Here is a 19,294-nt window from a genome sequence, read left to right on the forward strand (position 1 = left end):
TCGGGAGCGACCCGTGCACGGTACGCGACGAGCCTGGGAGTCGCCCGGGCCGACCGTCCTGCGGGCTACAGCGGCATGGCCTGCTCGCGCAGCAGCGCCTCCTCCGACACGGCCTCGAGCACGTCGTCGGACGCGACCGGCGAGGCGCCCTCGAGGACGGCCGGCGGGTAGGGCGTCGGGACGACGGGGTCGACCACCGCGCGCTCGAGCAGCGCGTCGTCCCGTGGCGGCGTGCGCGGGTCCACGAGCCGGCGGCGCTCGTGCTGGTAGGCCCACGTCAGCGGGATCAGCGCGGCGACCCAGGCGAGCGGCGACGCGAGGCACGCACCGAGGAAGCCGAGCGGCCCGGTGAGCAGCAGCGCGGCCAGCACGCGCGTGATCAGCTCCATCACGCCCGCCGTCGTCGGGATCACGGTGCGACCCAGCCCCTGCAGGGTGCCGCGCTGCACGAACAGCATGCCGAGCAGCGCGTACGGGATGCCGTTGGACACCAGGTACACCTGGGCCAGCTGCACCACGTGCTCCTGGCCCTGCCCGACGAACAGCCGCACCAGCCACGGCCCGGCCAGGATGTTCACCGCACCGACGGCGACGGCGAACCCGGCGGACATCAGGCACGTCTGCGCGACGCCCACCCGGATGCGGTGGTACAGCCGCGCACCGTGGTTCTGCGCCGCGAACGTGGCCATGGCCAGCCCGAACGACTGCAGCGGCGCGATGGCCAGGGCGTCCACCCGTCCGGCGGCGGTGAACGCGGCGACCGCCGGGGCACCCAGACGGTTCAGCGCGTACTGCAGCACCAGCGTGCCGAGCGCGATGATCGACATCTGGAAGCCCATCGGCAGCCCCAGCCGCAGCGGCTCCAGCAGCTCGGCACGGGTCAGCCGGAAGTCCTCGCGGTGCAGGTGCAGGATCGGCATCCGCGCGCGGATCAGCCACAGGCACGCCAGCACCGACGTCAGCTGGGCGGTGATCGTGGCGAGCGCGGCGCCGGCGACGCCCATCCGCAGGCCGCTGACGAACGCCCACACCAGCAGCACGTTGAGCACGCAGGACAGCACGAGGAAGACGAGCGGCGTGCGGCTGTCGCCCAGCGCCCGGATGGTGTTGGACAGGAAGTTGAACGCCACCATCGCGGTGCAGCCCCAGAACGTCACCACGATGAAGGTGGTCGCGTCCTGCCGGATCTCCGGCGGCGTGCGCATCAGCACCAGCAGCCACGGCGTGATGGTGGTGGCCACCGCCGTCAGCAGCACGGCCGCGGCCGCCGTCAGGATGGCGCCGGCGGCGACCGAGCGGCGCACCCCGCGCTCGTCGCGCGCCCCGAAGGCGTGCGCGGTGGGGATGGCGAAGCCCGACGACATGCCCCACGTGAAGCCCAGCAGCAGGAACTGCAGCCCGCCGGTGGAGCCGACGGCCGCGAGCGCGTCCACGCCGATGGTGCGGCCGACGACGAAGGCGTCGGCGAAGCCGTAGAGCTGCTGGAACACGTTGCCGATGAGCAGCGGGACGGTGAAGGCGATGATCAGGCGGGCCGGGCGACCGGAGGTCAGGGCAGTGGGCACAGGGGTGCGGCGTTCTACGAGCAGCGGGAAGGGAGGTCGGGGTGGAGACGAGCGAGGGGGCACCCGAATCGATTCGAGCGGAACCGATGCTAACGCTGCCGCGCGCGGACGATCACGCCCATTTCCGCATCTGGGACGAGACGTCACCCGCCCCGCGAACCGCCCGCCCGCCGGCTCGGCGCGCCTAGGCCTGCGCCGCTGGAGGCGCTACAGCAGTCGGCGCGAGTCCGGCTCCTCGACGCGCAGCCACCGGTAGCCGTACCCCGCCAGCGGCAGCTCGGCCCGCCCCTTCTCGTCCACCTCGGTCGTCCCCTCGCAGAGCAGGTCCACCAGGCAGGTGCCCTCCGGGAGGTCCGGCAGCTCGAGGGGCACCACCACGGCCTCCTTGCTCAGGTTGTGCAGGCTGACCATCGACGCGTCGCCCCAGGTGGACCGCATCGCCAGCACCGAGTCGTGCGGCTGGTCGAGGATCTCCGCCCGCTGCGTCCAGCCCAGCTCGGGCGCCTCCCGGTACCGGCGGATCAGGGTCTGGACGAACGAGAGCAGCGACTCCGGGTCACGCCGCTGGTCGGCGACGTTCACGTGCTCCGGCCCGAACGGTCCGTCGGTCACCGGCCGCACCAGCCGCGACGGAGCGACGCGGCTGAACCCGCCGTTCTTGCCGGACGTCCACTGCATGGGGGTGCGGACCGCCCGCCGGTCCTCGGCCGCGAGGTTCTCGCCCATGCCGATCTCCTCGCCGTAGAACAGCACGGGCGTGCCGGGCAGGGCGAAGAGCAGGGAGTACACCATCCGCACCCGACGGGGGTCGCCGTCGAGCATCGGGGGCAGCCGGCGGCGCAGGCCACGGTCGTACAGCTGCATGTCCTCCTCGGGGCCGAAGGCGTCGAACACCTCCTGGCGCTCCTCGTCCGTCAGCTTGTCGAGCGTGAGCTCGTCGTGGTTCCGCACGAACGTCGCCCACTGGGAGTCCTTCGGGATCTCCGGCCGGGACTCGAGCGCGGTGCGCAGCGGCCGTGCGTCCTGCCGGGCGAGGGACAGGTACAGGGTCTGCATCACGATGAAGTCGAACTGCAGGTCCAGCTCACGGCCCTCGACGACGCCCTGGTCGTCGTGGTCGCCGAAGAACAGGCTCTGCTGGTCGTACGGGAGGTTGACCTCGCCCATCAGGATGGAGTCGCCCACCCGCCGGGACAGGAACGCCCGCAGCGCGGTGAGGAACTGGTGCGGCCGGTCGACGTCGTCGTCGGGCCTGGACGCCACGTCGGCGAGGAAGAACGGCACCGCGTCGACCCGGAACCCGGACAGCCCCAGCTGCGCCCAGTACCCCATCACCTTCGCGATCGCGTCCCTGACCTGCGGGTTCGCCGTGTTGAGGTCCGGCTGCTGGTGGTAGAAGTGGTGCCGGTACCACTCGCCGGCCACCTCGTCGTACGTCCAGATCCCCTTCTCCTTGTCGGGGAAGACGACCTCCTTGTGCGTGTCCGGCGGCTCGTCGGACCGCCACACGTAGAAGTCCCGGTACTTGCTGTCCTTGCTGCGGCGGGCCGCCTGGAACCACGGGTGCTTGTCCGAGGTGTGGTTGACCACCAGGTCGGCGATCACGCGGATGCCGCGGTCCTTGGCGGTGCGCACCAGCTCGACGAAGTCACCGGCGTCGCCGAGCCGGGGGTCGACGCCGTAGTAGTCGGTGATGTCGTAGCCGTCGTCGTAGTCGGTGGTCGGGTAGAACGGCATCAGACACAGGCAGGTCACGCCCAGGTCGGCCAGGTGGTCGATGCGCTGGACGGCGCCGGGCAGGTCGCCGTAGCCGTCGTCGTTCCAGTCCATGAACGTCTTGACGTCCAGGCAGTAGATGACGGCGTTCTTCCACCACAGGTCGCCGGTGTCACGGATCCGCATGAAGTGGTTCATACCGGGTGAAGCGCCGGTGCGCGCGGCGAGCGGACGGACCGCCTGGTCACGCGGCCGGGCGGAGTCCACCCACGCCGGCCGGTCGCTCCCGCGTAGCGTCGGGACCGCGGCGCGGCAGCGTCGCAGGTGGGACGACGACGAGGACGCACCATGACTGCACCCCTGGCCTACGCGGTGGTCGGCTCCGGCTGGCGCGGCGAGTTCTTCGTCCGGATGGCCCGGCTGATGCCGGACCGGTTCCGCTGCACCGGGGTGGTGACGCGGTCCGACGAGCGTGCCGAGTGGGTGCGGCGGACGTGGGGCGTGCCGGCCCTGCGCTCGCTCGACGAGATCGACGGGGTGGACGTGGTGGTGGTGGCCACCCCGTGGCCGGTGACGCCGGTGACGATCCGGACCCTGGTGGACCGCGAGATCCCGGTGCTGGCCGAGACGCCGCCGGCGCCCGACGCCGACGGCCTGGTCAAGCTGTGGCACCACGTCGGCTCCACCGAGCTGGTGCAGGTGGCCGAGCACAGCGTGTTCATGCCGGCGCACGCCGCCCGCGAGGCCGTGGTCGACTCCGGGCTGATCGGCGAACCGACCAGCGTCCAGGTGTCCTCGACCCACCTGTACCACGCGATGGGCCTGGTCAGACGGCTGCTCGGGGTGGCGCCGGGCCCCGCCGTGGTCCGCGCGTCGGCGTTCACCGCCCCGCTGCTGGACCCGCGGAACCGCGACGGCTGGACCGGCGCCGAGTGGCCGGTCGGTGCCCGCACCGTGCTGGCCACCGTCGACCTGGGCGAGAACCGCAGCGCCCTCTACGACTTCACCGACAACCAGTGGCACAACCCGCTGCGCGCCAACCGGATCGTGGTGCGCGGCTCGCTCGGCGAGATCGTCGACGACCAGGTCACCCGGTGGGCCGAGGAGCGGACGGTTCTGACGTCGCCGATCGTCCGGCGCCACTCCGGCATCGAGCAGAACCTCGACGGGTGGGACACCGAGCACCTCAGCCTGGACGGGCAGGTGCTGTGGCGGAACCCGTTCGAGGGGGCCCGGCTCGCGGACGACGACCTGGCGGTGGCGGGCCTGCTCGCGGCGACCGCGGAGTGGGTGCACGGCACCGGACCGGCGCCGTACCCCCTGGCCGAGGGCTGCCAGGACCACCTGCTGGGGCTGGCGATCGAGGAGTCCGCCCGTACCGGCGAGCCCGTGCAGGTGCCGGCCGCGCCGTGGGCGACCGTCTGACCCTGGTCGTCCGGCGCGGGCGGGGTCGCTACTTGCCGACCCCGACCGCGATCCCCGCGACCACGTACCGCTGCAGCGACAGGAACACCGCGAACAGCGGCAGCACGCCCAGCACCAGCGTCGGCAGCAGCTGCTCGGGGCTCAGCGTGTGCGTGCCGATCGTGGCGTACACGGCGAGCGTCACCGTCTGCTTCGAGTCCGACGACAGCAGCACCAGCGGCAGGATCAGGTCGTTCCACACCTGCATCACCACGAAGATCGCCAGGGTGGCCGTCGCAGGCTTGAGCAGGGGGAACACGATCTGAGCGAACGTCCGCAGCAGCCCGGCGCCGTCGACGGCGGCGGCCTCCTCGAGCTCGGCCGGCACGGTGCGCAGGAACCCCGCGAAGAAGAACACCGCGAACGGCATCGTCGTCGCCGCGTAGGCCAGGACGATCCCGCCGTAGCTGTCCAGCAGGTGCAGCTTCTGCATCACCTCGTACAGCGGGGTCAGCACCACGAAGATCGGGATCGTCAGCCCGGAGACGAACACCTGGTACACCGTCCGCGTCCACCGGCGGGTGTGCCGCACGATCGCCCAGGCCGCCAGCGAGGCGGTGAGCACCGTCAGCGCGGCGGTGGCCAGCGTGATCAGCAGCGTGTTCCCGACGCTGCGCAGGTAGTGCATGTTGACGAACGCCGTGCGGTAGTTCTGCCAGTCCGGCGCCGTCGGGAACGCGAACGGGTTGTCCGGGGCGCTCTGCCCGTGGTGCAGCGAGACGACGACGAGCACGTAGATCGGCGTCAGCACCAGGGCGGCGAACAGCACGAGGACCACCGAGGCGACCCCGTTGCCCAGTCGGCGGCGCGTGCGACGGACGGTCCGGCGGGGTGCCGTCGGGGTCTGCTGCTGCGTGGCGGGTGCGGTGAGGGTGGTCATGCGAGGTCGGCCTCCCGCCGGCGCAGCAGGGTCGCCTGGATGACGCCGACCACGACGGTCAGCACGAGGAGCCCGACGGCCAGCGTCGTGCCGTAGGCGAACTGGTAGTTGGCGAAGCTGTTGTTGTAGATGACCAGGCTCAACGTCTGCGTCGAGTCCTCCGGTGCGCCCTGCGTCATGATGAACGGCAGGTCGAACACCCGCAGCGAGCCGATCACGCTCAGCGTGATGTTGATGGTGAACGACGGTGCCAGCAGGTGCCAGTCGATGTGCCGGAACCGGCGCCAGCCGCTCGCGCCGTCCAGGTTGGCCGCCTCGAGCAGGCTCGGCGAGATCGCCATGTAGTTGGCCAGGTAGATGGTCGCCGTGTAGCCCAGGAACATCCACACGTAGATCGCGGCGATCGCCCACAGGGCGGTGTGCGGGTCGCCCAGCCACACCGGCTCGAACCGGTGCAGGCCCAGGGCGTCCATCACCACGTTCAGCGGACCGCCGAGCGGCGAGTAGACGTACGACCACAGGTACCCGACGGCGACGAACGCCATCATCGCCGGCAGCAGCAGGCCGGCCCGCACCACGTCGCGCACGCGCTCCTGCCGGAACAGCCAGAACGCGACCAGCAGGGCCAGCGCGTTCTGCACCACGACCACCACGACGGTGTAGGCGAGCGTGTTGGTCAGCGCGCGACGCACGGTGGGGTCGGAGACTGCGTGCACGTAGTTGGTCAGGCCGACGAAGGCGCCGCCGTTGGGGCCGATCGCGTCGGTGAAGCTCAGCTGGATGCCCCGGACCAGCGGGTACAGCACGAATGCCGTGAAGAGAAGGGCTGCGGGGGCGATGAGCGCCATCGCGGATCGGCCACGGATCTGCATGGGGACCTCCGGGGGTCCGGGGCAGCCCGGTGTGCGGCTGCCCCGGACCCGGGTGCTGGTTGCTAGGCGGCGGTCTTCGGGATGGTCTGGTCGAGCTTGGCCAGCAGCGACGTGCTCGACTGGTTCGGGTCGTTGAACAGCGACGTGCCGACCTTCCAGAACTCCTGCTCGTACGTCGGGTAGTGCAGGTACTCGATCGGCGACACCTGCGAGTGACCGGCGTTGAAGGCGTCGACGTAGGCGGCGGCCTTCGGCATCTGCGGGCTCGGGACGTTCTGCAGCGTCGTGAACGAGTTCTCCGCCGCCAGGTAGCGGCTGTCGTTGGCCGGGTCGGCCATGAACGCGACGTACTTCTCTGCGGCGTCCTTGTGCTTGCTCGCGGCGTTCACGCCCCAGCCCGAGCCGACGAAGGTGACGCCGTTGGGCTTGCTGCCGGCGTCACCGCCGGGGAACGGGTTGAACGAGAAGTCGAACTTGGCGTTCTGCTGGAAGCTCTGCAGCTCCCAGGCGCCCATCACGGTGAACGCCCACTTGCCGGCGGCGAAGTCGGCGTTGCCGGTGTTGAACGGCTCGATGCCGTTCTGCAGCTTGCCGTCGACGGTGCCGTTGGTCAGCAGCTGCTTGATGTGGTCGAACACCGGCGTGAACGTCGGGTTCCACGACGAGCTGCCGGTGTCGTAGCCGGCGCCCCACGTGGCGGGCAGCAGGTTGGCCGCGAGGGCCAGCGTCAGCTGCTCGGAGGTCCAGCCGCCCTGGTTGGCCAGCAGCAGGCCGGGCTGGCCGGCGTCCTTCAGCTTCTGCAGCGCCGCCAGGAAGTCCGGCCACGTCTGCGGGACGTCGGTGATGCCGGCCTTCTTCAGGATGTCGAGGTTCGCGTACAGCCCGATCGGGATGTTCTGCTGCGTGAACGCGTACGTCTTGCCGTTCACCTGCCCGAACGGTGCGACGTTCGGCAGCAGCTGCGAGACCCACGCCTGCGAGGAGAGGTCCTCGAGGTAGCCCTGCTTCTGCCACTGCTGCACGCGCGTGGGGTTGGTCATCAGCACGTCGGCGTCCGTCTTGGCGGCCAGCCGGGTGTTGTTGTACTGGTCGTACTCGCCGTTGGCGACGTACTTGTAGTCGATCGTGATGTCCGGGTACTTCTTCTGGAAGTCGGCGTTGATCTCGGGGATGCTCGCCAGCTCCGTGCCGCCGCCCTCGAACCCGACGACGGTCAGCGTCACCTTCCCGGAGCCGGCGGTGGAGCCGGAGCCCGATCCGCCGCTCGAGCATCCGGCCATGGCCAGTGCGGCGGCCGCAGCCCCGGCCACCAGCAACGACTTGCGCATGTGTCCACTCCTTCGTGTGTGCAACATGGTGGGGGTGATGCCTAGGCGGTGCGCGCTGCGTCCGCCGGGTGTGGTGCCGGTGCGGTCCGCGCCGTGAGCGGGCCGGTCGGCCGGTCGTCGCCGTGCTCGATCGCCGCGGGTCGCGTCTGGATCGAGCGCAGCAGCCCCAGGTCGAACTTCGGCACCCGGTCGAACCGCGCGATGCCGTTCTTCTCCTGGAAGACGTCGGTGAGCTGCGTGAAGCAGTAACCGAACATGTCGGGGTCGTCGAGCAGCCGGTCGACCAGTGCCCGGAAGCGGTCCACCCACTCCGGCGCGCTGCGCGGCGCCTCGCCGTAGCCCCACGAGTCGTCGCCGTGCCCGTCGACCTCGGACCACCAGATGCCGCCGAACTCGCTGCAGAAGTACGGCTGACCGGCGTACGGCACCGACCACGGGGAGCCGTCGGGCGCCCGGTTGGTGTACGGCCGGCCGGCGGCCAGGCCGTCCATCTGCCGGGCGAACACCGCAGGGTCCTGCTCGTACAGGTGCGAGTCGTAGACGTCGGCACCGGGGACCCGGTGCGCGTAGCCGGAGGTGTCGAGCACGGGGCGGGTCGGGTCGACCGCCTTGGTCAGCAGGTACAGGGCTCGGGTCGCGTCGTCGAGCACGGACAGCCGGGGGCCGATCGTCTCGAAGGTCTCGTTCAGCGGGCACCAGCCGACGATCGAGGGGTGCGACAGGTCGCGCGTCAGCGCCTCGACCCACTCGGTGACGAACGAGACGGTGGGCACCTGCCGGCCGTCGTCGTCCAGCGCACCCCAGTCCGCGAACTCGCCCCACACCAGGTAGCCGAGGCGGTCCGCGTGGTACAGGTACCGCTCCTCAAACACCTTCTGGTGCAGCCGCGCACCGTTGAACCCGGCGGCGCGACCCAGCTCGATGTCGCGCACCAGGTCGGCGTCCGACGGGGCGGTCAGCAGGCCGTCGGGCCAGTACCCCTGGTCCAGCACCAGCCGCTGGAACACCGGCCGGCCGTTCAGCAGCATCCGGCGACCGTCGATCGCGACGGACCGCATGCCGGCATAGCTGTCCAGGGTGTCGACGGGCACGCCGTCGTCGAGCAGCGTGAACCGGACCCGGTACAGGTGCGGGTCGTCCGGCGACCACAGGCGCAGGCGGTCGGCCGGCACGTCGAGGGTCAGGCCGGGCGTGATGCGCGACGTGACCTCGACGGCACCGGCCGCGACCAGGCCCTCGTCGTCGGACAGCTCGACGCGGGCGGTCAGCCCGGCGTGCGGGCGCGCGACCGGGAGCTCGAACGTGAAGCTCGACGACGCCAGGTCGGGCACGGTCACCGGCCGCAGCAGGTGGCTGGCGGGGACGGGCTCGAGCCACACCGTCTGCCAGATGCCCGTGGTGCGCGTGTAGAAGGCCTCGTAGTTCTCCGCCCGACGGGACTGCTTGCCCCGTGCCTGGACGGCGTGCCGGTCGTCCTCGACCAGCAGTGAGAGCGTGAACGTCGGGCCGGTCAGCGCATCGGTCAGGTCGAACGAGAAGGACGTGAAGCCGCCGCGGTGCCGGCCCACCTCGACGTCGTCCACCCAGACGGTCGTGTGGTGGTCCGCCGCACCGACGTGCAGCAGGACGCGCTGGCCCCGCCACTCCTCGGGGAGGGTCACCTCGCGCTGGTACCGCACGGCGTCGACGAAGTCGGTCCGGCCGATGCCGGACAGCTCCGACTCCCGGGCGAACGGGACGACGATCGTGCCGGCCAGCGACCAGGACGACGGCAGCTGCGCGGAGCCGCCATCCTCGAACCGCCACGGGCCGTTGAGGTTCAGCCACTCCTGCCGCACCAGCTGCGGGCGCGGGTACTCGGCGCGGGGCAGCTCCGCCTGGACCAGCTCAGCGGGGTTGCCGATGCGGCGGCTCGTCGTTTCCCTCGATGCAAACGGCACGTCGAGGAGAGTAGCCACGGCTTTGCCTCGATGCAAGACCCGATCCAGGGCTCGCTTCGCGGCCGGCCGTCCCGGTGCTGGACGAGGTCATGCCGCCGGTCGGACGCGGACGCGCGCGGGCGGTCGATCGGGGGGCCGGCGAGCCGCGCCTGTCTCGGACGGGCTTGGCGCGGCCCCGTGGTCGATCAGGCGACCGGCGAGCTCTCCCGCACGATCAGCCGGTGCGGGCCCACCAGCACCTCGCCCGGCAGGTCCTCGCCGGACAGCCGGCGCGCGATCCGGTCCAGGGCCGTGCGGGCCAGCCACTTCTTGTCCGGGCTGACGGTGGTCAGCGACGGGGTGGCGAACCGGCCGTCCTCGATGTCGTCCCAGCCCACCACGGCGACGTCGTCCGGCACCGAGACGTGGGCCTCGTACAGCGTGCGCAGCGCGCCGAGCGCGAGAGGGTCGGAGAAGCAGAAGACGGCATCCGGCCGGTCGGGACCGTCCAGCAGCCGGCGCATCGCGGCCGCCCCCTCGGGACGCCGGAAGCCGCTGACGTACTCGACGATCTCCGGCAGGTCGCGGCCACCGGCACGGAGCGCCGCCCGGTAGCCCTCGAGGCGCAGGGCGCTCGACCCGTGGGCGGCGCGCTCGGCGCCGATCGCCGCGATGCGCCGTCGTCCCTGCTGGACCAGGTGGTCCACCGCTTCGTACGCGGCCTGGAAGTTGTCGATCATCACCTTGTCGAAACCGGGGAACTCGTCCTCGCCGAGGAACACCAGCGGACCCGCGGCGAACCCCGCGACGTCGTCGGCGCGCAGCGCGAGCGGGCTCAGCACCAGGGCGTCGAACAGTGCGCCGGTCGCCGTCCGGTGCAGCAGCGCGAGCTCCCGCTCGTGGTCGCCGTCCGTCTGGTCCACCACCACGGTCAGGCCGTGCTCGGCGCCGCCCTCGACGAACGCCCTGGTCAGCTCCGCGAAGTACGCGGTGTCGAGCTCGGGCAGCATCAGGCCGACCAGGCCGGAGCGGCCGACCTTCAGGCTGCGCGCCAGCTCGCTCGGCCGGTACTCCAGCTCCTCGATCGCGCGGAGCACGCGCTCGCGGGTGTCGGGAGCGACGTGGTCGAACCCGTTCACGACGTTGGACACCGTCCGCACGGACACGTTGGCCGCCCGTGCGACCTCGCGGCGCGTCGCCATGACGCCGCCCTCCCGTCGTCGCCCTGATTGCCTCGAGGCAACCGCTCGCTCGGGATCCTAGCCGCAGGTCCGCGGCCGCCGCCGGTGACCAACGTCCGGACCTCTGCCGACCGCCGAGCCACCGCCGTGCCGTCACGCTCTGCCCTCACCCGTGCTGTGGCAGAGCACCCGGCCCGGGGTGAGGCTGGTTCAACGACCACCCTCGACGGGAGGAGACGACCATGGCGGTGACCAGCTTCCAGGACCTGCCCCTGGCGGACCGCGACCGCGACTGGGACGGCGACGCCGCCGAGCGCCGGGTGCGGAAGTGGGCCGGTGCGGACGACGAGCCCAACGAGAGGTACCGCGACGCGCACGTCTGGTACGACGCGGACGCGAAGGACAACTTCACCGGCTACAAGCTGCTGATCGCGGACGTGGTGGGCGGAAAGCTGCAGGCGGTGCCGCGTGCGGTGTTCGCCGCTGCGGCCGTGATGCAGGGGTCCCGCGGCGGGATCGACGTGCCGGACAAGGATCGCGACCGCATCCGCAGCCACCTGGCCAAGTACTACGAGAAGCTCGACGAGACGCCGCCCTGGGACGACTGAGCCGGGCGCCCGGAGCAGTTTCCGTGCCGCCGAACTCCCATTGTCGGAATTCCGAGAACGGCGCCGAAATGCCGCCGCGGCGGTGATCCGCGCCATTTCTCCGTAGGCTTGACGGTCGAGCGCCCGCTGGGCGCGCCCGCCGTTCTCGTCGTCGTGCGCACCCCCGGGCCACCACCGCCGCCCTCGTCTGGAGCCCGCCGTGCCTGCCGCCGTGCCCCCCGCTGCCTCGCCGCCGACCGCTGCCGACCGCCGTCGCTGGCGCCGCAACCTCGCCGACGAGCGCGCCGAGGCCGCCGCCTACCGCGACCTGGCGTCGCGCCGCACGGGTGAGGAGCGGGACATCCTGCTCGCCCTGGCGGAGGCCGAGCGGCGCCACGAGGCGCACTGGCTGATGCTGCTCGGGGACGACGTCGGCCGGCCGCAGCGCGGCGACTGGCGCACCCGCACGCTGGGACTGCTGGCCCGGCGGTTCGGTTCGGTGTTCACCCTGGCGCTGGCGCAGCGCGCCGAGATGCGGTGGGCGGCGGACGCGGACGCCGACGCGACGCCGACGATGGCGGCGGACGAGCGGATCCACGTCGAGGTGATCCGCGGCCTGGCCACGCGCGGCCGCAACGCGATCTCCGGCCGGTTCCGGGCCGCCGTGTTCGGCGCCAACGACGGGCTGGTGAGCAACCTGGCGCTGGTGCTCGGCATCGGCGCCAGCGGGGTGCCGGCCGGCACCGTGCTGCTCGGCGGCCTGACGGGCCTGCTGGCCGGCGCCCTGTCGATGGGCGCGGGGGAGTACGTCTCGGTCCGCTCGCAGCGCGAGCTGCTCGAGGCGTCCCGGCCGGCGGCGGCCGCGGGGGAGGCGCTGCCGATGCTCGACGTCGACGCCAACGAGCTCGCGCTGGTGTACCGGGCGCGTGGGCTGGACGCGACGGCGGCGGCCGACCGGGCGGCCGTGGTGCTCGGCTCGTTGGACCGGTACCGCGAGCAGCAGGCGCTCGACGCGTCGCTGCTCCGGTCGTCCACGGCACTGCCCGGTGATGACGAGCCCCTGCCGCCCGTCTCGGGCCAGACCCCGGCACCACCGACGGACGAGCACGAGACCATCGGCACCGCCTGGGGCGCCGCGGGCGCGAGCTTCTGCTTCTTCTCCGTCGGCGCCGCGATCCCCGTCATGCCGTACCTGCTGGGTGCCACGGGGCTCGCGGCGGTGCTGTGGTCGGCCGGACTGGTCGGCATCGCGCTGCTGGGTACCGGCTCGGTGGTGGGCGTGCTGTCCGGCGCCTCGCCGGTGAAGCGGGCGCTGCGGCAGCTCGCGATCGGCTACGGCGCCGCCGCGGTCACCTACCTGCTCGGCTCGGTGTTCGGCACCTCGGCCAGCTGACCGAGAGCTACCGGGTCCACCCCAGGGCGGCACGCATCCGTCTCCCAGACCGACGGGTCGACCTCGCAGACCCGCGGGGTCGCCTCCCCGGAGGAGCCGCCTAGCCCCGGCAGTACGGGCCGTGCCCGCAGCTCGCGGCCGAGCCGACCGGGCATGGGTTTCGACGTGTACGCCTCGTGTACGTACACCGGGCGTACACGTCGAAAGGGGTGCCCGGCCTGGACCGGCTCGCTGCGCCGGCCCCGCCGGCCCTCGGGAGCTCGCGACGGCGACGGCAGACGGGCTGCCCGCCCTCGGCACGAGCCGACGTCCTGGTCAGCGGGCGGGGTTGCCTACCATCTGCGGGTGCCCCGCCTGCTGCTCGACGCCACACCTCTGCGCGTCAGCCCGGCGTTCCGGCGGCTGTGGCTCGGGCTGTCGGTGTCGAACCTCGGCGGGCAGCTGACCGTGGTGGCCGTCGGCCTGCAGGTGTACCACCTGACCCGGTCGACGTTCGCGGTCGGCGTGCTGGGTCTGTTCGCGCTGGTGCCGCTGGTGGTGTTCGGGCTGTACGGCGGGGCGATCGCCGACCACGCCGACCGCCGCACGGTCGCGCTGGTCGCCTCGGCGGTCGCGTGGGTGGCGGTGCTCGGGCTCGTCGTGCAGGCCGTCGCGCACAGCACGTCCGTCGGCATCCTCTACGCGCTGGTCGCGCTCGAGTCCGGCGCCGGTGCGGTCAACTCCCCGGCGCGCGGCGCGATCATCCCGCGGCTGCTCGAGCCCCGGCACATGCCCGCGGCCAACGCCTGGCAGACGCTGGGCTGGAACATCGCGCTGACCGTCGGCCCGCTGGTCGGCGCCGGCATGGTGGCCCTCGGCGGGTACGGGCTGGCCTACGGCACCGATGCGGTGCTGTTCACGTTCGCGCTCGCGGCGCTCTACCGGCTGCCGCCCGTGCCGCCCGAGCGGTCGGCCAACGGCCGGCACCGGGCCGGGCTCGGCTCGGTGCTCGACGGGCTGCGCTACCTGGGCACCCAGCCGAACGTCCGCATGACGTTCCTGGTGGACCTCGCGGCGATGGTGTTCTCGTCCCCCCGCGTGCTGTTCCCGGCGATCGGCGTGGTGTACCTGGGCGGCGGGGCGACGACGACGGGTGCCCTGACCGCCGCCGTCGCCGTCGGCGCCGTGCTGTCCGGGCTGCTGTCCGGAGGGCTCGCCCGCGTCCGGTGGCAGGGCCAGACCATCGTCTGGTCCATCACGGTGTGGGGACTGTCGATCGTGGCGTTCGGGCTGGTGCTGGTGCACGTCGGTCCGCACAACCCGGCGCAGCTGGTGTGGGGCGCGCTGCTGGCGGTGCTGGTGGCGCTCGCGGTGGCCGGTGCGGCCGACAACACCAGCGCGGTGTTCCGCCAGACGATCCTGCAGACCGCCACGCCGGACGACATGCGCGGGCGCCTGCAGGGCGTGTTCACCGTGGTGGTCGCGGGCGGCCCGCGGCTCGGTGAGCTGGGGCTCGGGGCGGTGTCGTCCCGGATCGGCGAGGGCGGGGCGGCGGTGATCGGCGGGGCGGCGTGCCTGGTGGTGCTGTGGCTGCTCGTCGTCGGCCAGCCGCGGTTCTGGCGGTACGACGCGCTGGACCCGCAGCCCTGAGCCGGCGCCCGCGCCTCGTCGTCGGCTCCGGGAGCAGGAGGCAGGACGACCCCACTCCCCGGTCGGTTCAGGCGAGCGAGTCGAGGGCCGCGCGCAGGTTCGTCTCGAGCGTGGCGCGGTGGCCGTCCACCCAGTCGCCGGTGTACGCACGCGGCACCAGCTCCACCCGCATGATCAGCGCGAAGTAGAGCCGGTACAGCTCGATCCGGGCGCGGACGGCCTGGTCGCCGAGGTCCGGTGCCTCGGCGACCGAGGAGTAGCCGGCGAGCAGGCCGGCCGGCACGGGGCCGCGGCCCAGCTGGTCGGCGCCGACCAGCTCGAACGCCGGGTCGCCCCACAGGGCCCGCTCGGGGTCGATCACCCCGACCAGCGCACCGGTCGCCGGGTCGAGGAACAGGTTCCCCGGCCACAGGTCCGTGTGCACCAGCACCGGGGTGCGCACCTGGTCCAGCGTCGGCCGGTGCCGAGCCAGCGTCGCCCGGACCTCGTCGGCCGGGACCGGGACCGCCCACCGCTGGGCGTCGCCGAGCGCAGCCTCGACCATCAGCCCGAACGCCTCTGCCCAGGTGCCGGCCCGCAGCGGGGACGCCTCGCCGACGTACCCGAACACCGGACCGGTCACCGCGTGCAGCCGTCCCATCAGCGCACCGAGCTCGTGCTGCGCGCGGGCGGCACGGGGATCGTCGTCCACCGACCCCAGCCCGCACTCGCCCCACGGCGTGCCACCCAGGCGGCTCGCCGCGACCAGGTCGCCGGGCCACACGGACCGGGAGAAGTCCTCGAGCAGCACCCGCGGCACCGGCACGCCCGGGACGTCCGCGAGCAACCGGTACACCAGCGCCTCGCTGCGGACCAGGTCGTGCTCGTAGGTCAGCAGGCGGTCCTGGTGGGTCGGCGCGGTCTTGACCACCGCCTCGCTGCCGTCGTCGAACGTCACCAGGAACGTGGTGGCGAACATGCCGCCGGTCAGCCGCTCGGCCCGGGCGGCGTGGCCCAGCGGCGCGAGGGCGCCACGCAGGGCGGCGAGATCGTCGTCGTGCTGCTCGGCGCCGGGGACGACGTCCTCGGGCGCCGTGGACCGGTCCTGGGTGCCCGTGCTCACGGCCGGTCAGCCTAGGGCTCGCCGTGCGGGCTCGGTGGCCCCGCGTGATGCTGGACGTCCTGCTCGTCCCGCCGACCACCGGAGCCGACCATGACCTCCTCGCACTCCAGCGGCCACCTGACCAGCGAGACCGCGGCTGCACGCATGGCAGCGGGTCTCGAGCACGACGAGCGCCTCGACGGCGTGGTGGACCAGCTGGCACCCGTCGCCCGCGCCGTGGTGGGCAGCGACACCCGCGCCTCGGTGCTGCGCGGCGACCCGATCGGCCACAAGCTGCACCCGCTGCTGACCGACGTGCCGCTCGGCCTGTGGATGTCCGCCACCGTGCTCGACCTGGTGGGCGGCCCGTCGGCCCGCCCGGCCGCCCGGCGGTTGATCGGGCTCGGGCTGCTCGCCACCGGACCGACCATCGCGGCCGGCCTGGCCGACTGGGAGAACAGCGGCGACCGGACGCGCCGGGTCGGTGTGGTGCACGCCGGCCTGAACGGGGTCGCCGCGGCCCTGTACGGCCTGTCCTGGATGGCTCGCCGGCGCGGGAACCACGGGCTCGGCGTGGTCGCCGCGCTGGCCGCGGGCGGGGCCGCCAGCGCCAGCGGCTACCTCGGCGGGCACATGTCGTTCGGCATGCGGTCGGACGGCTGATCCCGGCAGCGCCTCAGGCCCCCGGGGGTTCGGGCGTGCCCGCGCGCAGGACGCGAAGCGCGAGCACCGTCGCGACGAGGACCGCCCCGCCGCACGCCACCACCACCAGGTAGGCGGCGCGGGCGCCGCCGGCGTCCACCTGCGCCCCGGCGAGCGACGACGCGATCGACACCCCGACGTTCAGCGCGGTGCCGACCCACGTCAGCCCCTCCGTCAGCCGTCCCGGCGGCACGTGCGCCTGCACCAGGCCGTTGCCGGTGATGATCGACGGGGAGATGGTGAACCCGACGGCGAACATCACCGCGGCCAGCGCCCACAGGCTGTCGACCAGGACGAACAGGCACACGCCGACCGCCAGCGCGGCGACGGCCCCCGCGAAGCGTCGGTGCAGCGGTGCCGCCCACGCCCGCGCGCCGTACAGCAGCCCCGCCAGCAGCGACCCGAGGGCGAACGTCGCCAGCACGAACCCGGCGGCGCCCTTGTTGCCGTGCTCGTCGGCGAAGGCGACGGTCGCCACCTCGGTGGCGCCGAACAGCCCGCCCATCGGCACGAACACCACGGCGAGCACCGCCATCGCCGGCAGCCGCAGCACCGTGCCGCGCGCCCGGCCCTCGGTTCGCCGCACGGCGGGCGGCTCGGTGGCGCGCTGCGCGCAGAACCACAGCCCGCCGCCCACCACGCCGAGGGCCGCCACCACCAGCCCGGCCTCCGGCCGGACGGCCGTCGCCAGCATCGTCACCGTCACCGGACCGACCACGAACACCAGCTCGTCCAGCGCGGACTCCAGCGAGTAGGCGGTGTGCACCGCCCGCCCGTCGCCGGCCAGCACCCAGGTCCACCGCGCGCGCACCAGCGACCCGAACGAGCCGCTGCCGGCGCCGATCAGCACGGCTGCCCCGAACAGCCACCCCGCGGGTGCCCGCATCGCGGACGCTGCCGCGAGCAGCAGCATCCCGCCCCCGGCCAGCACGGTCGCCGGACGCATCACCCGCGACTGCCCGAAGCGGTCCACCCACCCGCCGAGCACCGGTGCGGCGACGGCCTGGGCGACGATGTACGTCGCGGACACCGCACCGGCCAGCGTGTAGGACCCGTACAGCGAGCTGACCGCCAGCACCACGCCGATGCCCACCATCGACATCGGCAGCCGCGCGACGGCCGCCGCGGCGGAGAAGGTCAGCGCCCCCGGGCGCGACAGGACGTCGCGGTACGGGGTGAGCATGCCGCCAGTCTGTCAGCCGGCGCCGACAGCGCCGACGACGAAGGCCCGGCCGCTCGACGGCGGTCCGGGCCCTCGCGCGTCAGCCGGGCGCGCCCGCTCAGCCCGCCAGCGCCGCCGACACCACGTCCTTCGCCTCGGCCTGCACCTGCGCCAGGTGCTCGGCGGACACGAACGACTCCGCGTAGATCTTGTAGACGTCCTCGGTCCCCGACGGCCGGGCCGCGAACCACGCGTCCTTGGTCGTCACCTTGAGGCCGCCGATCGCCGCGTCGTTCCCGGGCGCCCGCGTCAACCGGTCGGTGATGTCCTGGCCGGCGAGCGTCGTCGCCCTCACCTGCTCGGGGGAGAGCGCCGCGAGGGTCGCCTTCTCCTCGCGGGTCGCGGGGGCGTCGACGCGCGCGTACCAGGACTGCCCGAAGCGTCCGACGAGGTCGGCGTGGTGCTGGCTGGGCGACCTGCCCGTCGTCGCCAGGATCTCCGAGGCGAGCAGCGCCGGGACCATCCCGTCCTTGTCGGTGGTCCACACGGTGCCGTCCGTCCGCAGGAACGACGCACCGGCGGACTCCTCGCCGCCGAACCCGACGGATCCGTCGATCAGCCCGGGCACGAACCACTTGAACCCGACCGGCACCTCGAGCAGCCGCCGGCCCAGGTCCGCCACGACGCGGTCCATCAGGGAGGACGAGACCACCGTCTTGCCCACGGCCGTGCCGGCCGGCCACCCGGGCCGTCCGCCCCCGTACAGGTAGCTGACCATCACCGCGAGGTAGTGGTTGGGGTTCATCAGCCCGGCGTCCGGCGTGACGATCCCGTGCCGGTCCGAGTCGGCGTCGTTGCCCGTGGCGATGTCGAACGGTGCGGCCATCCCCGCCGTCGGGCTCATGCGCGTGACCAGGGACGCCATGGCGTACGGCGACGAGCAGTCCATGCGGATCTTGCCGTCCCAGTCCAGCGTCATGAACGCCCACCGCGGGTCCACCGTCGGGTTCACCACGGTCAGGTCCAGCCCGTACCGCTCGCCGATCGCCGCCCAGTACTCGACGGACGCTCCCCCGAGCGGGTCGGCGCCGATCCGCACCCCGGCGCTCCGGATCGCCTCGAGGTCGATCACGTTGGCCAGGTCGTCCACGTAGCTGGACAGGAAGTCGTGCTTGCGCGTGGTGTCCGCGGCCAGCGCCTGCTCGAGGCTGACGCGCGGCACCGACCGCCACCCGGACGCGAGGATCTCGTTGGCGCGGGAGGCGATCCAGCCGGTCGCGTCGGAGTCCGCCGGGCCGCCGTGCGGCGGGTTGTACTTGAAGCCGCCGTCGCGGGGCGGGTTGTGCGACGGGGTCACGACGATGCCGTCGGCCAGCCCGGGGCCCTGCGTGCGGACACCGGCCGCCGTGCCGGCGCCGTTGAACAGCAGGATCGCGTGGGACACCGCCGGGGTGGGGGTCCAGGAGTCGCGCGCGTCGACCCGCACCTCGACGCCGGCCGCCGCCAGCACCTCGAGGGCCGAGCGCCACGCCGGCTCGGACAGCCCGTGCGTGTCCCGCCCGATGAACAGCGGGCCGTCGGTGCCCTGGCCGCGGCGGTACTCGACGATCGCGGCGGTGATCGCGACGATGTGCGCCTCGTTGAACGCCCCGTCGAGGGACGAGCCCCGGTGCCCGCTGGTGCCGAACACCACCTTCTGGGCGGGATCGGCGAGGTCCGGGACCCGGTCGTAGTACGCCCCGACCAGGGCGTCCACGTCGATGAGGTCCTCGGGGCGGGCAGGCGTTCCGGCGCGCGGGTCCATGGGGGGATCCT

Annotated in this window: 15 protein-coding genes; 5 read left to right on the forward strand and 10 right to left on the reverse strand. The window is 73.0% G+C overall.

Features of this window, described 5'->3' with window-relative positions; all coding sequences use genetic code 11:
• Nucleotides 1-65: 65 nt before the first annotated feature.
• Nucleotides 66-1,565 (reverse strand): MATE family efflux transporter, encoded by a 1,500-nt coding sequence (locus ACFQTY_RS02015; protein ID WP_378096549.1) that lies wholly within the window; start codon nucleotides 1,563-1,565, stop codon nucleotides 66-68.
• A gap of 207 nt (nucleotides 1,566-1,772) precedes the next feature.
• Nucleotides 1,773-3,467 carry an alpha-amylase family protein gene (locus ACFQTY_RS02020; protein ID WP_378096552.1) on the reverse strand — a complete coding sequence of 565 codons (1,695 nt, stop codon included), beginning with the start codon at nucleotides 3,465-3,467 and terminating at the stop codon, nucleotides 1,773-1,775.
• A gap of 162 nt (nucleotides 3,468-3,629) precedes the next feature.
• On the opposite strand from ACFQTY_RS02020, the gene ACFQTY_RS02025 reads away from it, so the two are divergent.
• Complete coding sequence (locus ACFQTY_RS02025; RefSeq protein ID WP_378096555.1) at nucleotides 3,630-4,706, forward strand: Gfo/Idh/MocA family protein; 1,077 nt, start codon at nucleotides 3,630-3,632, stop codon at nucleotides 4,704-4,706.
• 28 nt (nucleotides 4,707-4,734) lie between these two features.
• Here ACFQTY_RS02025 and ACFQTY_RS02030 read toward each other — a convergent pair whose 3' ends face one another.
• From ACFQTY_RS02030 to ACFQTY_RS02050, 5 genes are all read right to left on the reverse strand, one after another.
• The gene (locus ACFQTY_RS02030) at nucleotides 4,735-5,625 is read right to left on the reverse strand and encodes a carbohydrate ABC transporter permease (RefSeq protein WP_378096558.1); all 891 of its coding nucleotides are present in this window, start codon (nucleotides 5,623-5,625) and stop codon (nucleotides 4,735-4,737) included.
• Entirely contained in the window at nucleotides 5,622-6,473 is an 852-nt protein-coding gene (locus tag ACFQTY_RS02035; protein ID WP_378096561.1) for a carbohydrate ABC transporter permease, read from the reverse strand. Before ACFQTY_RS02035 ends, ACFQTY_RS02030 begins: the two co-directional genes overlap by 4 nt.
• An 86-nt stretch (nucleotides 6,474-6,559) precedes the next feature.
• Complete coding sequence (locus tag ACFQTY_RS02040) at nucleotides 6,560-7,825, reverse strand: ABC transporter substrate-binding protein (RefSeq protein WP_378096564.1); 1,266 nt, start codon at nucleotides 7,823-7,825, stop codon at nucleotides 6,560-6,562.
• Nucleotides 7,826-7,866: 41 nt separating this feature from the next.
• The gene (locus ACFQTY_RS02045; protein WP_378096567.1) at nucleotides 7,867-9,765 is read right to left on the reverse strand and encodes a glycoside hydrolase family 2 protein; all 1,899 of its coding nucleotides are present in this window, start codon (nucleotides 9,763-9,765) and stop codon (nucleotides 7,867-7,869) included.
• 185 nt (nucleotides 9,766-9,950) lie between these two features.
• Entirely contained in the window at nucleotides 9,951-10,946 is a 996-nt protein-coding gene (locus ACFQTY_RS02050) for a LacI family DNA-binding transcriptional regulator (protein WP_291759772.1), read from the reverse strand.
• A 221-nt stretch (nucleotides 10,947-11,167) separates the two neighbouring features.
• On the opposite strand from ACFQTY_RS02050, the gene ACFQTY_RS02055 reads away from it, so the two are divergent.
• From ACFQTY_RS02055 to ACFQTY_RS02065, 3 genes are all read left to right on the forward strand, one after another.
• Nucleotides 11,168-11,533: a hypothetical protein gene (locus ACFQTY_RS02055; RefSeq protein WP_378096572.1), complete on the forward strand. Its 366-nt coding sequence runs from the start codon at nucleotides 11,168-11,170 to the stop codon at nucleotides 11,531-11,533.
• A 199-nt stretch (nucleotides 11,534-11,732) separates the two neighbouring features.
• Entirely contained in the window at nucleotides 11,733-12,905 is a 1,173-nt protein-coding gene (locus ACFQTY_RS02060) for a VIT1/CCC1 family protein (protein ID WP_378096575.1), read from the forward strand.
• Between the two features lie 345 nt (nucleotides 12,906-13,250).
• The gene (locus ACFQTY_RS02065) at nucleotides 13,251-14,534 is read left to right on the forward strand and encodes an MFS transporter (RefSeq protein ID WP_378096578.1); all 1,284 of its coding nucleotides are present in this window, start codon (nucleotides 13,251-13,253) and stop codon (nucleotides 14,532-14,534) included.
• 67 nt (nucleotides 14,535-14,601) lie between these two features.
• Here ACFQTY_RS02065 and ACFQTY_RS02070 read toward each other — a convergent pair whose 3' ends face one another.
• Nucleotides 14,602-15,636 (reverse strand): phosphotransferase family protein, encoded by a 1,035-nt coding sequence (locus ACFQTY_RS02070; RefSeq protein ID WP_378096582.1) that lies wholly within the window; start codon nucleotides 15,634-15,636, stop codon nucleotides 14,602-14,604.
• 90 nt (nucleotides 15,637-15,726) lie between these two features.
• Between ACFQTY_RS02070 and ACFQTY_RS02075 the strand changes: the two genes are divergently transcribed.
• Entirely contained in the window at nucleotides 15,727-16,278 is a 552-nt protein-coding gene (locus ACFQTY_RS02075) for a DUF2231 domain-containing protein (protein ID WP_378096585.1), read from the forward strand.
• A 13-nt stretch (nucleotides 16,279-16,291) separates the two neighbouring features.
• On the opposite strand, the gene ACFQTY_RS02080 is transcribed toward ACFQTY_RS02075, so the two are convergent.
• Both ACFQTY_RS02080 and pgm read right to left on the reverse strand, forming a co-directional pair.
• The gene (locus tag ACFQTY_RS02080; protein ID WP_378096588.1) at nucleotides 16,292-17,500 is read right to left on the reverse strand and encodes an MFS transporter; all 1,209 of its coding nucleotides are present in this window, start codon (nucleotides 17,498-17,500) and stop codon (nucleotides 16,292-16,294) included.
• 97 nt (nucleotides 17,501-17,597) lie between these two features.
• The gene (pgm, locus tag ACFQTY_RS02085) at nucleotides 17,598-19,283 is read right to left on the reverse strand and encodes a phosphoglucomutase (alpha-D-glucose-1,6-bisphosphate-dependent) (RefSeq protein ID WP_378096591.1); all 1,686 of its coding nucleotides are present in this window, start codon (nucleotides 19,281-19,283) and stop codon (nucleotides 17,598-17,600) included.
• Nucleotides 19,284-19,294: the final 11 nt, after the last annotated feature.

The organism is Cellulomonas sp. T2.31MG-18 (genome assembly GCF_964266755.1).
Taxonomy (GTDB): Bacteria; Actinomycetota; Actinomycetes; order Actinomycetales; family Cellulomonadaceae; genus Cellulomonas.